The following is a 17728-nucleotide window of genomic DNA, read 5'->3' on the forward strand; positions in this document are numbered from 1 at the left end:
CCTGGGCGATGGACAGGCCGGCCCTGCGCAGGCGCCGTACCGCGGCGGTGATCGGGCCGTAGGTCGAGCCCCAGCCCAGGACCAGGGTGCGTGCCTCGTGCGGGTCGTCGACCTCGAGGTCGGGGACCGTGATGCCGTCGATCTTGGCCTGGCGGGTGCGGACCATGAAGTCGTGGTTGGCCGGGTCGTAGGAGATGTTGCCCGTGCCGTCCTGCTTCTCGATGCCGCCGATGCGGTGCTCCAGGCCCGGCGTGCCGGGGATGGCCCAGGGGCGGGCCAGGGTCTGGGGGTCGCGCTTGTAGGGCCAGAAGACCTCGGTGCCGTCCTCCAGGGTGTGGTTGGGGCCGGACGCGAACTGGACGCGCAGGTCGGGCAGCTCGTCGAGGTCCGGGATCCGCCACGGTTCGGAGCCGTTGGCCAGGTAGCCGTCGGAGAGCAGGAACACCGGCGTGCGGTAGGTCAGCGCGATGCGGGCCGCCTCCAGCGCCGCCTCGAAGCAGTCGGCCGGGGTCTTCGGGGCGATGATCGGAACCGGCGCCTCGCCGTTGCGGCCGTACATCGCCTGCAGCAGGTCCGCCTGCTCGGTCTTGGTCGGCAGACCCGTCGACGGGCCGCCGCGCTGGATGTCCACGACCAGCAGGGGCAGCTCCAGGGAGACCGCCAGGCCGATCGTCTCGCTCTTGAGCGAGACACCCGGACCGGAGGTGGTCGTCACCGCGAGCGAGCCGCCGAAGGCGGCGCCCAGGGCCGCGCCGATGCCGGCGATCTCATCCTCGGCCTGGAAGGTCCGCACGCCGAAGTTCTTGTGCTTGCTCAGCTCGTGCAGGATGTCCGAGGCCGGGGTGATCGGGTACGAGCCCAGGAACAGCGGCAGATCGGCCTGCTTCGAGGCGGTGATCAGGCCGTAGGCCAGGGCCAGGTTCCCGGAGATGTTCCGGTAGACGCCCGGCGGGAACGCCTTCGTGGCCGGCGCGACCTCGTAGGAGACCGCGAAGTCCTCCGTCGTCTCGCCGAAGTTCCAGCCCGCCCGGAACGCCGCGATGTTGGCCGCCGCGATGTCCGGCTTCTTGCCGAACTTGCTGTTCAGGAACTTCTCGGTGCCCTCGGTGGGCCGGTGGTACATCCAGCTCAGCAGTCCGAGGGCGAACATGTTCTTGCTGCGCTCGGCCTCCTTGCGGGAGAGCGCGAACTCCTTCAGTGCCTCGACCGTGAGCGTGGTCAGGGGCACCGGGTGCAGGTTGTAGCCGTCCAGCGAGCCGTCCTCCAGCGGGGACTTCTCGTAGCCCACCTTCTGCAGGGCGCGCTTGGTGAACTCGTCCGTGTTGACGATGATCTCGGCGCCACGCGGCAGGTCGCCGATGTTGGCCTTCAGAGCGGCCGGGTTCATCGCGACCAGCACGTTCGGCGCGTCGCCCGGGGTGAGGATGTCGTGGTCGGCGAAATGGAGCTGGAACGAGGAGACACCCGGCAGGGTGCCGGCGGGCGCGCGGATCTCGGCCGGGAAGTTCGGCAGCGTGGAGAGGTCGTTGCCGAAGGACGCGGTCTCCGAGGTGAACCGGTCACCGGTGAGCTGCATGCCGTCGCCCGAGTCCCCCGCGAACCGGATGATCACCCGGTCCAGGCGCCGCACGTCCTTCGCTCCGCCCGGTTTGCGCTGCTCTCCCACCACGGTTCCGTCGGCCGGCTCCGCCGGTGCTCCGTCGGTCTGCTCCGCTGGGCTGCTGACCTGGCTGGTCACTGAACTGGACCTCCTTCGAGGCGGCTGTCCGGGTCTGGCCGTCCCACCGACCATCCCAACATCAACCCTACGTCGCTTAGGGTCGCCTTCCCGAGGCCATCCGCATGATGGACGGCTTTCTGAGACGGCCTCTCGCGCTGACTACTCATGATTCCTCGCCCCCGGAGCATTGCTCGAAGACGCTCCCCGCGCGTTCCGCGGTTCCTTTTCGTCCTCTCGCGCCCTCTTTCGCCCTCTCGCGCTCTCTCCCGCTATCTCCCGCGGTTCTCTCGTCCGCCGCCCGTCCGACCGCTCCACCTTCCACAGAAGCCGGACGGACTGACGTCGCACTGACACAGTGTCAGACCGTTACGAGTTCAGGTAGGTCAGAACGGCCAGAACACGCCGGTGGTCCCCCTCGCTCTGGGACAGTCCGAGCTTCAGGAAGATATTGCTGACGTGCTTCTCCACGGCCCCGTCGCTGACCACCAGCTGCCGGGCGACGGCCGAGTTCGTCCGCCCCTCCGCCATCAGCCCCAGCACCTCGCGCTCACGCGGGGTGAGTCCCGCCAGCACGTCCTGCTTGCGGCTGCGGCCGAGCAGCTGGGCGACGACCTCCGGGTCCAGCGCGGTCCCGCCCTGGGCCACCCGCACCACCGCGTCGACGAACTCCCGCACCTCGGCGACCCGGTCCTTGAGCAGATAGCCCACACCCCGGCTCGAACCGGCCAGGAGTTCCGTGGCGTAACGCTCCTCCACGTACTGTGACAGCACCAGGACCCCGAGCCCCGGGTGCGCCTTGCGCAGCCGTACGGCGGCCCGCACGCCCTCGTCGGTGTGCGTCGGCGGCATCCGTACGTCGGCCACGACCACGTCGGGCAGCTCGCCCTGCGCGTTCAGGTCGGCGATCGTCTTGACCAGCGCCTCCGCGTCGCCGACGCCGGCCACGACATCGTGCCCGCGGTCGGTCAACAACCGGGTCAGGCCCTCCCTGAGCAGCACTGAGTCCTCGGCGATGACCACCCGCACCCTGTCCTCCACGATGTTCCGGCCCCCCACAGCCCGATCCGTTCCGATCTTCCGACGACTCTTCCGACGTCCGACGACGTCGGTGTCCGTCCGTACGGATGTCCAGCATTCCAGCATTCCCGACGGGGCGCCGCCGGGGCTGGAGAACAGGCCGGAGGGGTTCGGAATCCGTCACTCGGAGAAGGGGCTATGGGTGTGTCGAGTCCGGTCAGGCGCCGGCGCAGCCGCTGTCGCTCAGTCCCTCAGCCGCGCCACGGCAGTTCCGCGATGACGCGGGTGGGGCCGCCCGGAGGCGAGTCCACCAGGAGAACGCCGTCCACCGCGTCCAGTCGACCGGACAGACCCGCGAGGCCCGAGCCCCGGGAGACGTCCGCGCCGCCCACGCCGTCGTCCGTCACCTGCAGCATCAGCCGGTCCTCCGCGCGCCACACGTCCACCGAGGCGGACCGGGCCCGGCTGTGCTTGCTGATGTTCTGCAGCAGCTCGGAGACGGTGAAGTAGGCGATGCCCTCGATCGCGGGGGCCGGCCGGGACGGCAGGTCGACCTCCACCTTCACCGGCACCGTGCAACGGGAGGCGACGGCGGAGAGCGCCGCGTCCAGGCCGCGGTCGGTGAGCACGGCCGGGTGGATGCCCCGGGCCAGGTCGCGCAGCTCCTGCAGCGCGGTCTTCACCTCGCCGTGGGCCTCCTCCACCATCCGCGCGGCCGCCCGCGGGTCCTCGCGCAGCTTCTCCTTGGCCAGGCCCAGGTCCATCGCCAGGCTGACCAGCCGGGCCTGCGCCCCGTCGTGCAGGTCCCGCTCGATCCGGCGCAGGTCGGCGGCCGCCGTGTCCACCACGACCCCCCGGTCCGACTCCAGCTCCACCACCCGCGCGGACAGCCGCGAGGGCCCGAGCAGCCCGCGCACCAGCAGCCCGTCCACGGTCGTCAGCGCCCGCACGATCCACGGCGTGGCCAGCGTGAACACCAGTCCGACCAGCGCGGTCACGGTGATTTCGAAGGGGTTGTCCAGATAGACGCTGTGGTGCGCGTCGCCGTACAGCTGGATGCCGCCCTGGCCGGCGTACATCGGGAACACCCAGAACCACAGCGGGTACGTCAGCAGCGCCCAGGCGGTCGTCCAGAAGCTCACCGCCACGGAGAACGAGAACACCGCCCAGGGAAACTGGAGCAGCGCGTACAGCAGGTGACGCCAGGACGTGCCGCTCTTCAGCACCGCGCCCATCCACGCGAACAGCCCCGGCTTGGTCATCCGCAGCGGTTCCGGCTCGGGCACGTCCACGTGCAGCAGGCCGCGCGCCCGGGTCCGCTCCAGCATGCCGAAGCCCCGGCAGCCGGCCAGCGCCAGCGCCAGCACGGGGATGCCGACGAAGGTCACCAGCAGGCCCGCGCCGAGGGACACCATCGTCACCGTCCAGGTGAACAGCACGACCGAGATCGGCAGGCTCAGCAGGACGTAGCCGAGCTCGCGCCAGCTGCGTGCCTCCAGCGGGGCCCGCAGCGCGGCGGGCATCCGGTGGCGCCGCTCGTCGTTGTGCGGGTGCCCCTGCCCGTAGCCCTGTCCGTACCCGTGTCCGTACTCCATGGATTCCATGGCCATCGGTGTCGTCCCGTTCTCCTCGTCCTGGCGGCGGTAGCGCCGTACCTCCAGAGTCGTCCGCCGCAGGTCCGGGGGCCATGGAGGCCGTCGGCCTCTTGGGAGGGGGGTTATCCCCACCCCTCCTGTGGGGTCCGCTCCGTGGGGCTACTGCGTGGGGTCTACTCCGTGCGGTCGCGCCAGGGGAGTTCCGCCGTGACGACCGTCGGGCCGCCGGCCGGGGAGTCGACCACGAACAGGCCGTCCACCGCGCCCAGGCGCTCGGCGAGGCCCCGCATGCCGCTGCCGCCCTCCAGACTGGCGCCGCCGCGGCCGTCGTCGCGGACCTGGATCAGCAGCCGGTTCTCCGAACGCCACACGTCGACCGAGGCGGACCGGGCGCCGCTGTGCTTGCTGATGTTCTGCAGCAGCTCGGAGACGGTGAAGTAGGCGATGCCCTCGATGGCGGCGGCGGGCCGGGACGGCAGGTCCGCGGTCACCTTCACCGGGACCGTGCAGCGGGAGGCGACCGAGGACAGGGCCGCGTCCAGGCCGCGGTCGGTGAGGACGGCGGGATGGATGCCCCGGGCCAGGTCGCGCAGCTCCTGCAGGGCCAGCTTCACCTCGCCGTGCGCCTCCTCCACCATGGCCGCCACCTGCTCGTCGGCCTGCCCCTCCAGCAGCTTCTCCTTGGCCAGGCCGAGCCCCATCGCCAGGTTGACCAGCCGGGCCTGCGCCCCGTCGTGCAGGTCCCGCTCGATCCGGCGCAGGTCGGCGGCCGCCGTGTCCACCACGATCCCGCGATCGGACTCCAGTTCGGCGATACGGCGCTCCAGCTCGTCCGACGGCGACAGCAGGCCGCGCACCATCGCCCGGTCCACGTTCGCCAGCCCCCGCGCGATGAACGGCAGCACCGGCCACAGCACGAACAGCGAGGTCAGAACGAGGGTGAAGGTGAAGATGCCCCAGGGCAGCCGGATGAAGTCGTACAGCAGCGTCCGCCAGCCCACCGGGTCCTTCAGCGCCAGCCACAGCCGCTGCATCGGCCCGCCGCTCTTGGCGAGCGGCAGCCGTGTCGGCTCGTCCACCCGCACCCCGAGCAGCGCCCGGGACCGGATTCGCTCCAGCTTGCCCAGCTGCCGGGCGCCCAGCAGACAGGCGGCGAGCATGGGCAGTCCGATCACGGTGAGGGTGAGCAGGCCGCTGACGAACACCACGGAGAACACGTACGTGAAGCCGAAGATCGCCACCGGCAGGTTCAGCAGGAGATGCGCGATCTCCTTCCAGGTGCCGGCGTCGTAGGCGAACCGGACCGGGGGCAGCTGGTCGGTACCGGCGGTGCCAGGGGTACCGGCAGTACCAGGGGTACCGGCAGTACCAGCGGTGCCGGCAGTGCCCGCGGTGCCGTCGGTTCGGCCATCGGCGGAGGTGGGAGCGGTCATACCGGCCAGCCTGCCGTGCCCGGCACCCGTCGCGCCATGTGGTCCGCCGCCTTCCGTACCCGGGGGAAAACCCCACCCTCCCCAGGGTTCTCGCATCTCACCCCGTGACGACCTGCTTACCGTGTCTTTATCAGGGCCTAGACTCCCGTGCGTACAGATCCTCGAATCATGTCGCATCACATGGTTCGCCAAGGTCGACGAGGCCGTCGACACGGTCAACGAGGTCAACGCGGTCAACGAGGTCAGGGAGTGAGGGACGGACGGTGCGGGAGACGTTGGGGGGCTCGACCGCCGCCGCGGCGGACATCGCGGCCGGATACTTCACGTCGTACTCGGTCGTGGGACTGCTCGCGCTCGTCGGCGTGCTCTTCGTCGCGGTCGCGTTCGGCGCCGGCCGGCTGCTGCGGCCCGTCGTGCCCACCCCCGAGAAACTGCTGACCTACGAGTGCGGCGTCGACCCCGTCGGCGAGGGCTGGGCCCACACCCAGGTCCGCTACTACGTCTACGCCTTCCTGTACGTGATCTTCGCGGTCGACTCGATCTTCCTGTTCCCCTGGGCGACGGTCTTCGCCGCCCCCGGCTACGGCGCGACGACCCTGGTGGAGATGTTCATCTTCCTGGGCTTCCTCGCCGTGGGCCTGCTGTACGCCTACAAGAAGGGCGTCCTGACATGGACGTGAACCCGTCTGTCTCGGAGCCCGTGAGCGCGGAGCCTGCCGTCGCGGAGCCCGTGATGCTTCCCGAGCCGAAGCGGCTGGGCACCCTGGCCCGGCTCGCCCCCGAGCCGATGAAGGTCGTCCTGAACTGGGGCCGCCGCTACTCGCTCTGGGTCTTCAACTTCGGCCTCGCCTGCTGCGCGATCGAGTTCATCGCCGCGTCGATGGCCCGCCACGACTTCATCCGCCTCGGCGTGATCCCCTTCGCACCCGGGCCTCGCCAGGCCGACCTGATGGTGGTGTCGGGCACGGTCACGGACAAGATGGCCCCGGCCGTGAAGCGCCTGTACGAGCAGATGCCGGAGCCCAAGTACGTCATCTCCTTCGGCGCCTGCTCCAACTGCGGCGGCCCGTACTGGGACTCCTATTCCGTCACCAAGGGCGTGGACCAGATCATCCCGGTCGACGTGTACGTCCCCGGCTGCCCGCCGCGCCCCGAGGCGCTGCTCCAGGGCGTCCTGAAGCTGCAGGAGAAGATCGCCCGCGAGTCGCTGGGCGAGCGCTACGGCCACGGGTCCGCCCGGCCCTCGGCGGCCGCCCTGCAGAGCGGCCTGGTGAAGCCCCCGGCCCCGGCCGCCGCGTCCGACTCGGCTTCCGCGTCCGGCTCCGCAGAGGGGGGCGCGCGATGACCGAGGTCGGCTGGCTGCCCGCCCCCGCCGAGGAGCTCTTCGGCCCGGAGGCCACGGCCGAGGAGTCGTACGACGTCCTGACCGTGGACGTCCCGCCGTCCTCCTGGCTCACTGCCCTGGAGACGGCCCGTACGACCCTGTCCTGCACCTACTTCGACTGGCTGAGCGCGGTCGACGAACCGGGCACGGGCTTCCGCGTCTCCGCCCATGTCGTCGCCCTGCACCCGGTGCGCCGTCTGCTGCTGCGCACGACGGTCCCGCACGAAGCGCCGGCGCTGCCGTCCGCCGTCGGCGTCTACGCCGGCGCGGCCTGGCACGAGCGCGAGACCCACGAGATGTTCGGCGTCGGCTTCGAGGGCCACCCGGCCCTCGACCACCTGCTCCTCCCGGACAACTTCGAGGGCCACCCCCTGCGCAAGGACTTCGTCCTCGCCGCCCGCGTCGCCAAGGCGTGGCCCGGCGCCAAGGAGCCCGGCGAGTCCGACCACGGCGGCCCGAAGCGGCGCCAGATGCTGCCGCCGGGCGTCCCCGACCCGAACGAGTGGGGTCCGCTCAAGGGCCAGCTGCCCCCTGCCCCGGCACGCCCGGCCAGAGGCGCGGGACGCGCGGCGGGCGCCGAACGTCCGGTACGACGGACCCGCACCGCGGCGGAGGGCTCGGCGAGCCAGGCCGGAGAGGCCGCGTCCGGAGCTGCCGGGGCCGCCGGGGCCGCCGGAGCTGCCGAGGCCGCTGGGGCGACCGGGGCTGCCGGTGCCGCCGCCGCGCGGCCCCGTCGGACGCGGAGCGCGAGCGAAGGCTCCGCGAGCCAGACGACGCCACCGGCCACACCAGCTACACCGGCCACACCAGCTACACCAGCTACACCAGCTACACCGGCGACACCGGCCGCGCCGGACGCATCGGCCCGGCCGCCGCGCCGTGCGCGCAGCGCCTCGGAGGGCTCGGCCTCGCAGCAGGCCGGTACCGCGGAACCCGCGTCGGCCGACGAGGGCGCCGCCGCCCGCCCGAGCACGGCCCCGCGCAGTTCGGACGCCCCGTGGCACCACGCGCGCCCGGCGTTCGACGAGTCGAAACGGGAGCAGCCGGAGAGCGGGCGGACGGAACCGGAAGCTCCGGCTCCTGACAAGCCCACCCCCGAAAACCCTGAGAACCCCGAAAGCTCCGAGAACCCCACCCCCGACGACCCCACCGGAGGCCCGCAGTGAACGGCGCGTTGGACGTCGCTCTGCGACTCCTGCTCGTGTTCGTCGTCTTTCTCACCTTCCCGTTGATCATCGGCCAGACCGAGCACAAGGTGATGGCCCACATGCAGGGCCGCCTCGGCCCGATGTACGCGGGCGGCTTCCACGGCTGGGCCCAGCTCATCGCGGACGGCGTGAAGTTCGCGCAGAAGGAGGACGTGGTCCCGGCGGGCGCCGACCGCCGCGTCTTCCAGCTCGCCCCCGCCGTGGCGCTGCTGCCGTACCTGCTCGTGCTGCTCGCGATCCCGATCGGGCCGAGCGCCGGCGCGGTCGGCCAGGTCCTGGACGCGGGCGTCTTCTTCGTCCTCGCCGTGATGGGCGTCGGCGTGCTCGGCTCGCTGATGGCCGGCTGGGCCAGCGCGAACAAGTTCTCCCTGCTCGGCGGCCTGCGCACGGCGGCCCAGCTGCTGGCCTACGAACTCCCGATGCTGCTCGCCGCCGCCTCCGTCGCCATGGCGGCCGGCACGGTGTCCCTCCCCGGCATCCTGCACTCCTTCCACTGGTGGTGGGTGCCCTGGCAGATCGTCGGCGCGGTCGTGTTCTTCGTGGCCGGCCTCGCCGAGCTGCAGCGCCCGCCGTTCGACATGCCCGTCGCCGACTCGGAGATCATCTTCGGCGCGTACACCGAGTACACCGGCCTCAGGTTCGCGCTGTTCCTGCTCGCCGAGTACGCCGGCATCGTCGTCCTGTGCGGACTGACCACCGTTCTCTTCCTGGGCGGCTGGCACGGCCCCTGGGGCGCCGACGGCCTGGGCTGGCTGTGGACCCTGCTGAAGACCGCGATCCTCGCTTTCGTCGTCATCTGGCTCCGCGTCACCTACCCCCGCCTGCGCGAGGACCAGCTCCAGAAGCTCTCCTGGACCCTCCTCGTCCCCCTCTCCCTCGCCCAGATCGCCCTCACCGGCATCGTCAAGGTGGTGATCTCGTAACCATGGCCCCCATTCCCGGCTCCGGCCTCGCCAAGGGCCTGGCCGTCACCCTCCGCACGATGACGAGGAAGCACGTCACCGCGCAGTACCCGGACGCCCAGCCCGACCTGCCGCCCCGCACCCGGGGCGTCATCGGGCTGTTCGAGGAGAACTGCACGGTCTGCATGCTGTGCGCCCGCGAGTGCCCGGACTGGTGCATCTACATCGACTCCCACAAGGAGACGATCCCGGCGGCGACCCCCGGCGGCCGTGAGCGCAGCCGCAACGTCCTCGACCGGTTCGCCATCGACTTCTCCCTGTGCATGTACTGCGGTATCTGCATCGAGGTCTGCCCGTTCGACGCACTGTTCTGGTCCCCGGAGTTCGAGTACGCCGAGACCGACATCCGGGACCTCACCCACGAGCGCGACAAGCTGCGCGAGTGGATGTGGACCGTCCCGGCCCCGCCCGCCCTGGACCCCGGCGCGGAGGAGCCGAAGGAGATCGCCGCCGCCCGCAAGACCGCCGAGAAGCTGGCCGCCGCACAGGCCCAGGAGGCCGCCACCCAGGCCGAACCGCAGGAACAGCAGGAACAGGAGGGGGAGTCGTGAGCCTCGCCGCAGCCCCGCACGGCTTCCTGTCCCCGACCGGTGTCGAGGTCGCCTTCCTGCTCGTCGGCCTGGTCACCTTCGGCGCCGCGCTCGTCACCGTCACCACCCGGCAGCTGGTGCACGCCGCCCTGTGGCTGGTGGTCACGCTCGGCGGCCTAGCCGTCGAGTACCTCCTGCTCACCGCCGAGTTCATCGCCTGGGTGCAGGTCCTCATCTACGTCGGTTCCGTCGTCGTCCTCCTTCTGTTCGGTCTGATGCTCACCAAGGCACCGATCGGCCGCTCCCCGGACGCGGACTCCGGCAACCGCTGGGCCGCCCTCGTCGTCGCGCTCGCCGCCGCCGGCGCCCTGATCTGGGTGGTCACCGACGCGTTCCGCACCACCTGGATCGACCTGAGCGGCCCGGCCGCCGGTTCCACGAAGGTCACCGGAGCGAGCCTCTTCCAGTACTGGGTGCTGCCCTTCGAGGCCCTCTCCGTCCTGCTCCTCGCGGCCCTGGTCGGCGCGATCGTCCTGTCCCGCAGGGCGAAGGCGGAAGAAGCCCCCGGCGCGGCGCCGACGACGGCCGTCACGGCCACCCCCGTGACCGCCCCGGCCACCCCCGTGACCGCCCCCGGTGAGAAGGAAGGCGCCCGCTGATGCACCTCGCCTATCCCGCCGTACTCTCCGTCCTCCTCTTCTGCACCGGCCTGTACGGCGTCCTCGCCCGCCGCAACGCGATCCTGGTCCTGATGTCGGTCGAGCTGATGCTCAACGCCGTCAACCTCAACCTGGTCGCCTTCGACGTCTGGCTCAGCCGGGCCGCCCAGGAGACCCTGCACTCCGGCCAGGCGCTGACCCTGTTCACGATCACCATCGCCGCCGCCGAGATCGGCATCGGCCTGGCGATCGTCCTCGCCGTGTACCGCAACCGCGGCACCTCCGACATCGACAAGCTCCGCGACACCGCCGAGGGCCATGGCGACGACACCGGTGGCTCCGGCGGCGACGCCCCCGCGGGCGAGAAGGCTGAGGCCACCGCGTGACCACGACCAACCTCGCCGTCCTCGTCCCGCTGCTGCCCTTCCTGGGCGCCGCGGCCGGCCTGCTCCTGGGCCGCTCCGCCCCCGGGTTCGTCCGCCCGCTCGCCGTGCTGCCGCCCCTGGCCTCGCTGGTCCTGGCCGCGCTGGTCGCCGTACGGCAGGGCGGTGACCGGGCCGTCGACGCCCACACCCTGCTGACGCCCACCGGCTCGGTGCCGATCGAGCTGGCCCTGCACATCGACGGCTTCGCCGCGCTCGTCGCCGTCCTGGTGGCCTTCGTCGCGACCTGCGTGCAGATCTACTCCACGGGCTACCTGCGCGACGACCCGCGCTACCCCTCGTACGCGGCCCTCGTCTCCCTGTTCACCTCCGCGATGCTCCTGGTCGTCTACTCGGGCGACCTGATCGTGCTGCTGGTCGGCTGGGAAGTCATGGGCATCTGCTCCTACTTCCTGGTCGGCCACTACTGGGAGACCCCCGAGGCCCGCGCCGCCTCCCTGAAGGCCTTCCTGGTCACCAAGCTCGGCGACGTGCCGTTCCTCATCGGCCTGTTCGCGCTCGGCACCGACGCCGGCTCGTTCCAGATCACCCGCGTCCTCGGCACCGTCGCGAGCGGCGGACTCGACCACCCGACCCTGATCGCGCTGCTGCTGCTCGCGGGCGTGGCCGGCAAGTCGGCGCAGTTCCCGCTGCACACCTGGCTCCCCGACGCGATGGCGGGCCCGACGCCCGTCTCGGCGCTGATCCACGCCGCGACGATGGTCGCCGCCGGTGTCTACTTCATCGCCCGGCTCCTTCCGGTGTTCGAGGCCTCCCAGGCCGCGATGGTCGTCCTCGCTGTCATGGCCGCCGTCACGATGGCCGGCTCCGGCCTCGCCGCGCTCGCCCAGGACGACATCAAGCGCGTCCTCGCCTACTCGACGATCGGCCAGCTCGGCTACATGACCGGCGCCCTCGCCGTCGGCGACCGCGGTGCCGCCGTCTTCCACCTCCTGTCCCACGGCGCCTTCAAGGCGCTGCTGTTCCTCGCGGCCGGCGTGATCATCCACGCCGCCGGCACCAACTCGCTGGCCGCCATGTCCCGCATGAGCCACCTGCGCGACCGCGTCCCGGACGCCTACTGGACGATGACCGTGGCGCTGCTCGCGCTCGCCGCGATCCCGCCGTTCAGCGGCTTCTTCTCCAAGGAGTCCGTCCTCGGCGCCGCCGAGCACGTCGCCACCGGCCACACCGACCACGCCCCCGGCGCCGCCGGCTGGATCGTCCTCGTCGCCGGTCTGGTCACCGCCCTGCTCACCGCCGCCTACGCCACCCGGCTCTGGCTGCTGGCCTTCCGCGGCCGGGGCGTCGAGGCCCCGGACCACGGCCGCCAGCCGCTGACGATGACCGTGGTGCTGTGGGTCCTCGCCGTGCCGTCCCTGGCCTTCGGCGGGCTCGCCTACCGCTCGCTGCCCGGCTGGTTCGACGGCCGCGCCCTGACGCCGACGCTCCTCACCTCCATCCTCGGCACGGGCCTCGCCCTGGTCGGCGGGCTCCTCACCCACGGCGCCTGGCAGCGCACCCGCGTGCTCGCCGCCCGCATCCCGATGGGCGCGGTCGCCGCCCATCCCGACGAAGGCGCGGGCCTGGTCGAGGCCGAGGCCATCGCCAGCCACGAACCGGTCTACGGCAACATCGCCTACGCCCCTGACCTGGCCGATCCCGGCCGGGTGCTGCTCGGCCCGCTGTACCGGCACGCGGCCACCGGCTTCCACCTGGACGCCGTGTACGCGGCGCTGTTCGTCCGCCCGGTCCTGGCCGGGGCGAGCCTCGTCCAGTTCCTCGACAGCGCGGTCGTCGACACCTACGTACGCGGCGCGGCCGCCCTGCCCCGGCTGCTCGGAGCCGCCGTGCGGCGCGCCCAGACCGGCAATGTGCAGACCTATGTGAGCGCGCTGCTCGCCGGCACCGTCGTCCTGACGGTCGCCGTCCTCCTCGTCGCCACGGGAGCGTGAGCAGGCGTGATCGATATCAACGAGTCCGTGATGCAGTTCCTTCTGGCATTCGTCGTCGTCGGCCCGCTCCTCGGCGCCGCCGCCGCACTCCTCCCGGCCCCGCCCGGACTGAAGGGGAAGTCGCCCGAACAGGCCGTGCTGCGGCACGGCGTGACCGTGACCGGCGCGATCCTCATCGCCGCGATCGTCCTCGCGCTCGGCTTCGACCACGACCATCCGTCGAAGATGCAGGCCACGACCGACATCAGCTGGATCCCCGCACTCGACGTGCGGATCCACCTCGGCATCGACGGCATCTCCCTCCCCCTTCTGGTCCTGACCGCGCTGCTGACCTTCCTCTGCGCGCTCTACTCGTACTTCAAGCTGCCGTCGGGCGGCTCCCCGAAGGCGTTCGTCGCACTGCTGCTCCTGCTCGAGTCCGGCACCCTCGCGACCTTCGCCGTCCTCGACCTGCTGCTGTTCTTCCTCGCGTTCGAGATGGTGCTCATCCCGATGTACTTCCTCATCGCCCGCTGGGGCGGCGAGGGCCGGACCCGGGCCGCGTGGAAGTTCATCCTGTTCACGCTGCTCGGCTCCGTGGTCATGCTGCTCGGCCTGCTCCTGATCGGGATCAAGGCGGGCACATTCGACATGGTGGCACTCGCCACTGACAACGGCCGGTCGCTGACCACGTCCGTGCAGGTCATCGCCGTTCTGGCGATCGGTATCGGGCTCGCGGTCAAGACGCCGATGTGGCCGCTGCACAGCTGGCTCCCCGACGCCCACACCTCCGCCCCGACCGTCGGCTCGGTCCTGCTGGCCGGTGTCCTGCTGAAGATGGGTACGTACGGGTTCGTCCGCATCCTGCTGCCGGTCGCGCCGGACGGGTTCCGGATCTTCGCGCCGTACCTCGCCGCGTTCGCCGTGGTCGGGATCATCTACGGGTCCCTGGCCTGCCTGGCCCTCGCCAAGCAGGGCGCGAAGGGCGACCTCAAGCGCCTGATCGCCTACTCCTCCGTCGGCCACATGGGCTTCGTCCTGCTCGGCATCGCCACGATGACCCCGACCGGCGTGAACGGCGCCCTGTTCGCCAACATCGCCCACGGCCTCATCACCGGCCTGCTGTTCTTCCTGGTCGGCGCGCTGAAGGACCGCACCGGCAGCACCGACCTCGACACCCTTGCCGAGGAGACCGGCGCCGCGCTGTACGGCAAGGCCCCGCGCCTCGGCGGCCTGCTCGCCTTCGGCGCCGTCGCCTCGCTCGGCCTGCCGGGCCTGGCCGGGTTCTGGGGCGAGATGCTTGCCCTGTTCGGCGCGTTCAACCCCGCCGCCGACCTCAGCCGCCCCGCGTTCCTCACCTTCATGGCGATCGGCGCGTTCGGCACCCTGCTGACGGCCGCGTACATGCTGATCGTGGTCCGCCGGGTCTGCATGGGCGCCGTACCGCAGGACATGCCGAAGCTCGCCGACGTGCAGGGGTACGAGTTCGCGGCCTGGACCCCGCTCGTCGTCCTCACCGTCGTCGCCGGGCTGTGGCCGAGGGCCCTGCTCGGCCTGACCGACCCGGCCGTGCACCAGCTCCTCGCAGGAGGCACCCGATGAGCGCCCTGGCCCCGTCCACGGCCGAGCACCTGGCCCAGCATCTGGCACAGCCCGTGGCCCAGTCATTGGTCCAGTCCGTCGACTGGCTCGCGATCGCCCCGCCCACCATCGCCGCCGTCGTCGCGCTCGTGGTGCTCGTCGCGGACCTGTTCCTGTCCGAGGCCCGCAAGCCCGTCCTCGGCTGGGTCTCCGTCGCGGGCCTCGCCGCCGCCACGCTCATGCTGCTGCCGCTGCTGGACGGCGACCGCAGCACCTTCTGCCTGACCGGCGACGCGCGCGCGTGCAGCTACACCGCCGACCACTTCACCCTGGTCATCCAGTTCCTCGTCCTCGGCGGCGCCCTGCTCGCCGCGCTGCTGTCGGTGACGAACATCGAGGACGACCAGCGACGCGTCCCGCCGGGGGAGTTCTGGTTCCTGCTGCTGTCCTCCGCGGCCGGCGCCGCGCTGCTGCCCGCCTCCCGTGACCTGGCCACGCTGATCGTCGCCCTGGAGGTCGCCTCCCTCCCCGCCTTCGCCCTCGTCGGCATCCGGCACGGCGAGAAGCGGTCCTCCGAGGCGGCCCTGAAGTTCTTCCTGTCCTCGGTCACCGCCACCGCGGTCAGCCTGATGGGCATCAGCTTCGTCTACGCCTCCACCGGCACGCTCTACCTCACCCAGGTCGCCCAGCGCATCCAGCACGTCGACGGCCAGCTGCACACCCTCGCCCAGACCGGCGTGGTCCTCACCCTCGTCGGCTTCGCCTTCAAGACGGCCGCCGTCCCGTTCCACTTCTGGGTCCCCGACACCTACGTGGGTGCGCCGCTGCCCGTCGCCGCCTACCTGTCGGTCGTCGGCAAGGCGGTCGGCTTCTCCGGCCTGATCCTCGTCACCGTCGTCGGCCTCCCGTCGTACGCCGACGTCTGGGGGCCCGCGCTCGCCGCCCTGGCCGCCCTCACCATGACCGTCGGCAACGTCGGCGCCCTGCGCCAGCAGGCCACGCGCGCGTACAGCGCGGTACGGCTGCTCGCCTGGTCCTCCGTCGGCCAGGCCGGGTACCTCCTGGTGCCGATCGCCGCCGCCGGCTACACCAAGGACACCCACAAGGCGATCGGCTCCACGGTCGCGTACGCCCTCATGTACGCCGTCGTGAACCTCGGCGCCTTCGCGGTCGCCGCCCTGGTGGGCCGTACGAAGTCCCTGAACCGGGTGAGCGACTACCGGGGCCTGTACGCCACCAACCCGGCCGCCGCTCTGCTCCTGGCCTTCTTCCTGCTGTGCCTGGCCGGTCTGCCGCCGGGCGTCATCGGCCTGTTCGCCAAGGTCACGGTGTTCTCGGCGGCCGTCGACGCGGGCCTTGGCTGGCTCGCCGTCGTCATGGCCGTCAATGTGGTCATCGCCCTCTTCTACTACCTCCAGTGGACGGCCCTGCTGTTCCGCGCCCCCGAGGGCGAGCCCGCCCGGCACCGGGTCCCGGCCCCGCTCACCGCCGCGCTCGCCCTCACCGGCGTCCTCGGCGTGGTCCTCTCCGGCGCGCCCCAGCTGGTCCTGCGGTTCGCGGCCACCGGCCTGTTCTGAGCACGCGGCACGCGCGCGCGTGGGGGCCACCCGTGCTCCCACGCGCGCGGACGGCCGTACGAAGAGCCGTACGAAGAAGCCGTACGGAAAGCCGTACGACGAGCCGTACGACGAGCCGCACGGAGCGCCGTACGGAATGCCGTACGAAAGGCCGTCCCCCCACGTCATCGCACGTCATCCGGATGGCGGACCCGTGCCGCCGCCCGCACCGGGGAACTCGCGGCCGTCGCCTGGCGTTGACCAGAGCGGGAAGGTCCACTGGACCAAAGGGCCAAAAGGGTTCCCCTGCCGCACGACTTGGAGGGCGTACCGTGCACCGCCGGCACAACGGGCTGAGAACCGCCGTACTCCTCGGGGGACTGTCCGCACTCATCATCGTCATCGGCAGCTTCTTCGGCCGTACCGGACTGGTCGTCGCCGTCCTGGTGGCACTCGGTACGAACGCGTACGCGTACTGGAACAGCGACAAGCTGGCGCTCCGCGCGATGCGCGCCCGCCCGGTGAGCGAGTTCGAGGCCCCGGCGCTGTACCGGATGGTGCGCGAGCTGTCCACGCAGGCCCGCCAGCCCATGCCCCGCCTGTACATCTCGCCGACGGAGGCCCCCAACGCCTTCGCCACGGGCCGCAATCCGCGCAACGCCGCCGTGTGCTGCACGGAGGGCATCCTGCGCCTGCTCGACGAGCGCGAACTGCGCGGCGTCATCGGCCACGAGCTGAGCCACGTCTACAACCGCGACATCCTCATCTCGTCGGTGGCCGGCGCCCTCGCCTCGGTGATCATGTTCCTGGTCAACTTCGCCTGGCTGATCCCGGTCGGCCGCTCGGACGACGACGACGGCCCCGGTCTGATCGGCCTGCTGCTGATCATGATTCTCGGCCCGATCGCGGCCACCCTCATCCAGCTGGCCATCAGCCGCTCCAGGGAGTACGAGGCCGACGCCTCGGGCGCCCAGCTCACCGGCGACCCGCTGGCCCTCGCCAGCGCCCTGCGCAAGCTGGAGACGGGCACCAAGCAGCTTCCGCTGCCCCCCGAGCCCCGGATCGAGACCGCGAGCCACATGATGATCGCGAACCCGTTCCGCCCCGGCCAGGGCCTGACGAAGATGTTCTCCACCCACCCGCCGATGGCGGAGCGCATCACCCGCCTGGAGCAGATGGCGGGCCGCAACCGCTAGGAGCGGCGGCTCGGACGTGCAGCCGGTAGGAGCGCTAGGGCGCGCAGCCCGTATGAGCCGCGCGGGCGCGCAACCCGTATGAGCCGCTCGGGCGCCGACGGCTCAGTGCCCGGCGAACCCCTCGTCCGACGACACCACTTCACGCCCCAGCGGCATGAGCGAGATCGGGATGAGCTTGAGGTTGGCCCAGCCGAAGGGGATGCCGATGATCGACACGAAGAGCGGAATGCTCGTGATCAGGTGCCCCAGGGCCAGCCACCAGCCCGCGAACACCAGCCAGATCACGTTGCCGACACAGGACGGCGCCCCGGCGTCGGCCCGCTCCACGGTGGTACGGCCGAACGGCCACAGCACGTACCCGGCGATCCGCAGCGACGCGATGCCGAACGGGATGGTGACGATGAGGAGGAAGCAGATCAGCGCGGCGATCAGATAGCCGAGCGCCATCCAGATGCCGCAGAAGACCAACCACAGGATGTTCAGCAGCAGGTTGAACAGCTTCATGACCGGTACCTCTCCCCGTATCCGCCC

General features: G+C 71.4%; 16 protein-coding genes. 11 read left to right on the top strand and 5 right to left on the bottom strand.

The features are described from left to right. From ABZ865_RS11000 to ABZ865_RS11015, 4 genes are all read right to left on the bottom strand, one after another. Positions 1 to 1738, bottom strand: a 1738-nt coding sequence (locus ABZ865_RS11000) for a 2-oxoacid:acceptor oxidoreductase subunit alpha (protein ID WP_361227339.1), incomplete at its 3' end; no start/stop codon positions are given. Between the two features lie 348 nt (positions 1739 to 2086). Next, complete coding sequence (locus ABZ865_RS11005; protein WP_361229601.1) at positions 2087 to 2746, bottom strand: response regulator transcription factor; 660 nt, start codon at positions 2744 to 2746, stop codon at positions 2087 to 2089. A 242-nt stretch (positions 2747 to 2988) separates the two neighbouring features. After that, entirely contained in the window at positions 2989 to 4332 is a 1344-nt protein-coding gene (locus ABZ865_RS11010; protein WP_361229604.1) for a sensor domain-containing protein, read from the bottom strand. A gap of 173 nt (positions 4333 to 4505) precedes the next feature. Then, positions 4506 to 5765, bottom strand: a complete 1260-nt coding sequence (locus tag ABZ865_RS11015; protein ID WP_361227342.1) for a sensor domain-containing protein — start codon at positions 5763 to 5765, stop codon at positions 4506 to 4508. Positions 5766 to 6028: 263 nt separating this feature from the next. Between ABZ865_RS11015 and ABZ865_RS11020 the strand changes: the two genes are divergently transcribed. The 11 genes from ABZ865_RS11020 (at position 6029) to htpX (ending at position 17197) form a co-directional block, all read left to right on the top strand. Next, positions 6029 to 6445, top strand: a complete 417-nt coding sequence (locus ABZ865_RS11020; protein WP_361227345.1) for an NADH-quinone oxidoreductase subunit A — start codon at positions 6029 to 6031, stop codon at positions 6443 to 6445. After that, positions 6436 to 7110, top strand: a complete 675-nt coding sequence (locus ABZ865_RS11025) for an NADH-quinone oxidoreductase subunit B family protein (protein WP_361227348.1) — start codon at positions 6436 to 6438, stop codon at positions 7108 to 7110. Before ABZ865_RS11020 ends, ABZ865_RS11025 begins: the two co-directional genes overlap by 10 nt. Next, entirely contained in the window at positions 7107 to 8315 is a 1209-nt protein-coding gene (locus ABZ865_RS11030; protein ID WP_361227351.1) for an NADH-quinone oxidoreductase subunit C, read from the top strand. The genes ABZ865_RS11025 and ABZ865_RS11030 overlap by 4 nt, the downstream gene beginning before the upstream one ends. Further along, positions 8312 to 9280: a complex I subunit 1 family protein gene (locus ABZ865_RS11035; RefSeq protein ID WP_361227354.1), complete on the top strand. Its 969-nt coding sequence runs from the start codon at positions 8312 to 8314 to the stop codon at positions 9278 to 9280. The genes ABZ865_RS11030 and ABZ865_RS11035 overlap by 4 nt, the downstream gene beginning before the upstream one ends. A gap of 2 nt (positions 9281 to 9282) precedes the next feature. Beyond that, positions 9283 to 9870, top strand: coding sequence for an NADH-quinone oxidoreductase subunit I (locus ABZ865_RS11040; RefSeq protein WP_361227357.1), 588 nt, complete (start codon positions 9283 to 9285; stop codon positions 9868 to 9870). After that, entirely contained in the window at positions 9867 to 10508 is a 642-nt protein-coding gene (locus ABZ865_RS11045; protein WP_361227360.1) for an NADH-quinone oxidoreductase subunit J, read from the top strand. The genes ABZ865_RS11040 and ABZ865_RS11045 overlap by 4 nt, the downstream gene beginning before the upstream one ends. Next, positions 10508 to 10894, top strand: a complete 387-nt coding sequence (gene nuoK, locus ABZ865_RS11050) for an NADH-quinone oxidoreductase subunit NuoK (RefSeq protein ID WP_361227363.1) — start codon at positions 10508 to 10510, stop codon at positions 10892 to 10894. The genes ABZ865_RS11045 and nuoK overlap by 1 nt, the downstream gene beginning before the upstream one ends. Continuing rightward, a complete protein-coding gene (locus ABZ865_RS11055; protein WP_361227366.1) occupies positions 10891 to 12885 on the top strand; it encodes an NADH-quinone oxidoreductase subunit L in 1995 nt (664 codons plus the stop codon). Before nuoK ends, ABZ865_RS11055 begins: the two co-directional genes overlap by 4 nt. A 6-nt stretch (positions 12886 to 12891) precedes the next feature. Continuing rightward, positions 12892 to 14466: an NADH-quinone oxidoreductase subunit M gene (locus ABZ865_RS11060; protein WP_361227369.1), complete on the top strand. Its 1575-nt coding sequence runs from the start codon at positions 12892 to 12894 to the stop codon at positions 14464 to 14466. Next, positions 14463 to 16022, top strand: coding sequence for an NADH-quinone oxidoreductase subunit N (locus ABZ865_RS11065; RefSeq protein ID WP_361227372.1), 1560 nt, complete (start codon positions 14463 to 14465; stop codon positions 16020 to 16022). Before ABZ865_RS11060 ends, ABZ865_RS11065 begins: the two co-directional genes overlap by 4 nt. A 311-nt stretch (positions 16023 to 16333) precedes the next feature. Beyond that, positions 16334 to 17197: a zinc metalloprotease HtpX gene (htpX, locus tag ABZ865_RS11070; RefSeq protein ID WP_361227375.1), complete on the top strand. Its 864-nt coding sequence runs from the start codon at positions 16334 to 16336 to the stop codon at positions 17195 to 17197. Positions 17198 to 17299: 102 nt separating this feature from the next. On the opposite strand, the gene ABZ865_RS11075 is transcribed toward htpX, so the two are convergent. Then, on the bottom strand, positions 17300 to 17701 hold the full coding sequence (locus ABZ865_RS11075) for a YccF domain-containing protein (protein WP_361227378.1): 402 nt from the start codon (positions 17699 to 17701) through the stop codon (positions 17300 to 17302). Positions 17702 to 17728: the final 27 nt, after the last annotated feature.

The sequence above is a fragment of the Streptomyces sp. NPDC047085 genome, assembly GCF_040643735.1.
GTDB lineage: Bacteria > Actinomycetota > Actinomycetes > Streptomycetales > Streptomycetaceae > Streptomyces.

What these genes read in the sequence shown, in the direction of transcription:
- ABZ865_RS11010 (WP_361229604.1), bottom strand. Translation starts at nt 4,332, where the DNA reads ATGGAGTACGGACACGGGTACGGACAGGGCTACGGGCAGGGGCACCCG.
- ABZ865_RS11015 (WP_361227342.1), bottom strand. Translation starts at nt 5,765, where the DNA reads ATGACCGCTCCCACCTCCGCCGATGGCCGAACCGACGGCACCGCGGGC.
- ABZ865_RS11025 (WP_361227348.1), top strand. Translation starts at nt 6,436, where the DNA reads ATGGACGTGAACCCGTCTGTCTCGGAGCCCGTGAGCGCGGAGCCTGCC.
- ABZ865_RS11030 (WP_361227351.1), top strand. Translation starts at nt 7,107, where the DNA reads ATGACCGAGGTCGGCTGGCTGCCCGCCCCCGCCGAGGAGCTCTTCGGC.
- ABZ865_RS11040 (WP_361227357.1), top strand. Translation starts at nt 9,283, where the DNA reads ATGGCCCCCATTCCCGGCTCCGGCCTCGCCAAGGGCCTGGCCGTCACC.
- nuoK (WP_361227363.1), top strand. Translation starts at nt 10,508, where the DNA reads ATGCACCTCGCCTATCCCGCCGTACTCTCCGTCCTCCTCTTCTGCACC.
- ABZ865_RS11065 (WP_361227372.1), top strand. Translation starts at nt 14,463, where the DNA reads ATGAGCGCCCTGGCCCCGTCCACGGCCGAGCACCTGGCCCAGCATCTG.
- ABZ865_RS11075 (WP_361227378.1), bottom strand. Translation starts at nt 17,701, where the DNA reads ATGAAGCTGTTCAACCTGCTGCTGAACATCCTGTGGTTGGTCTTCTGC.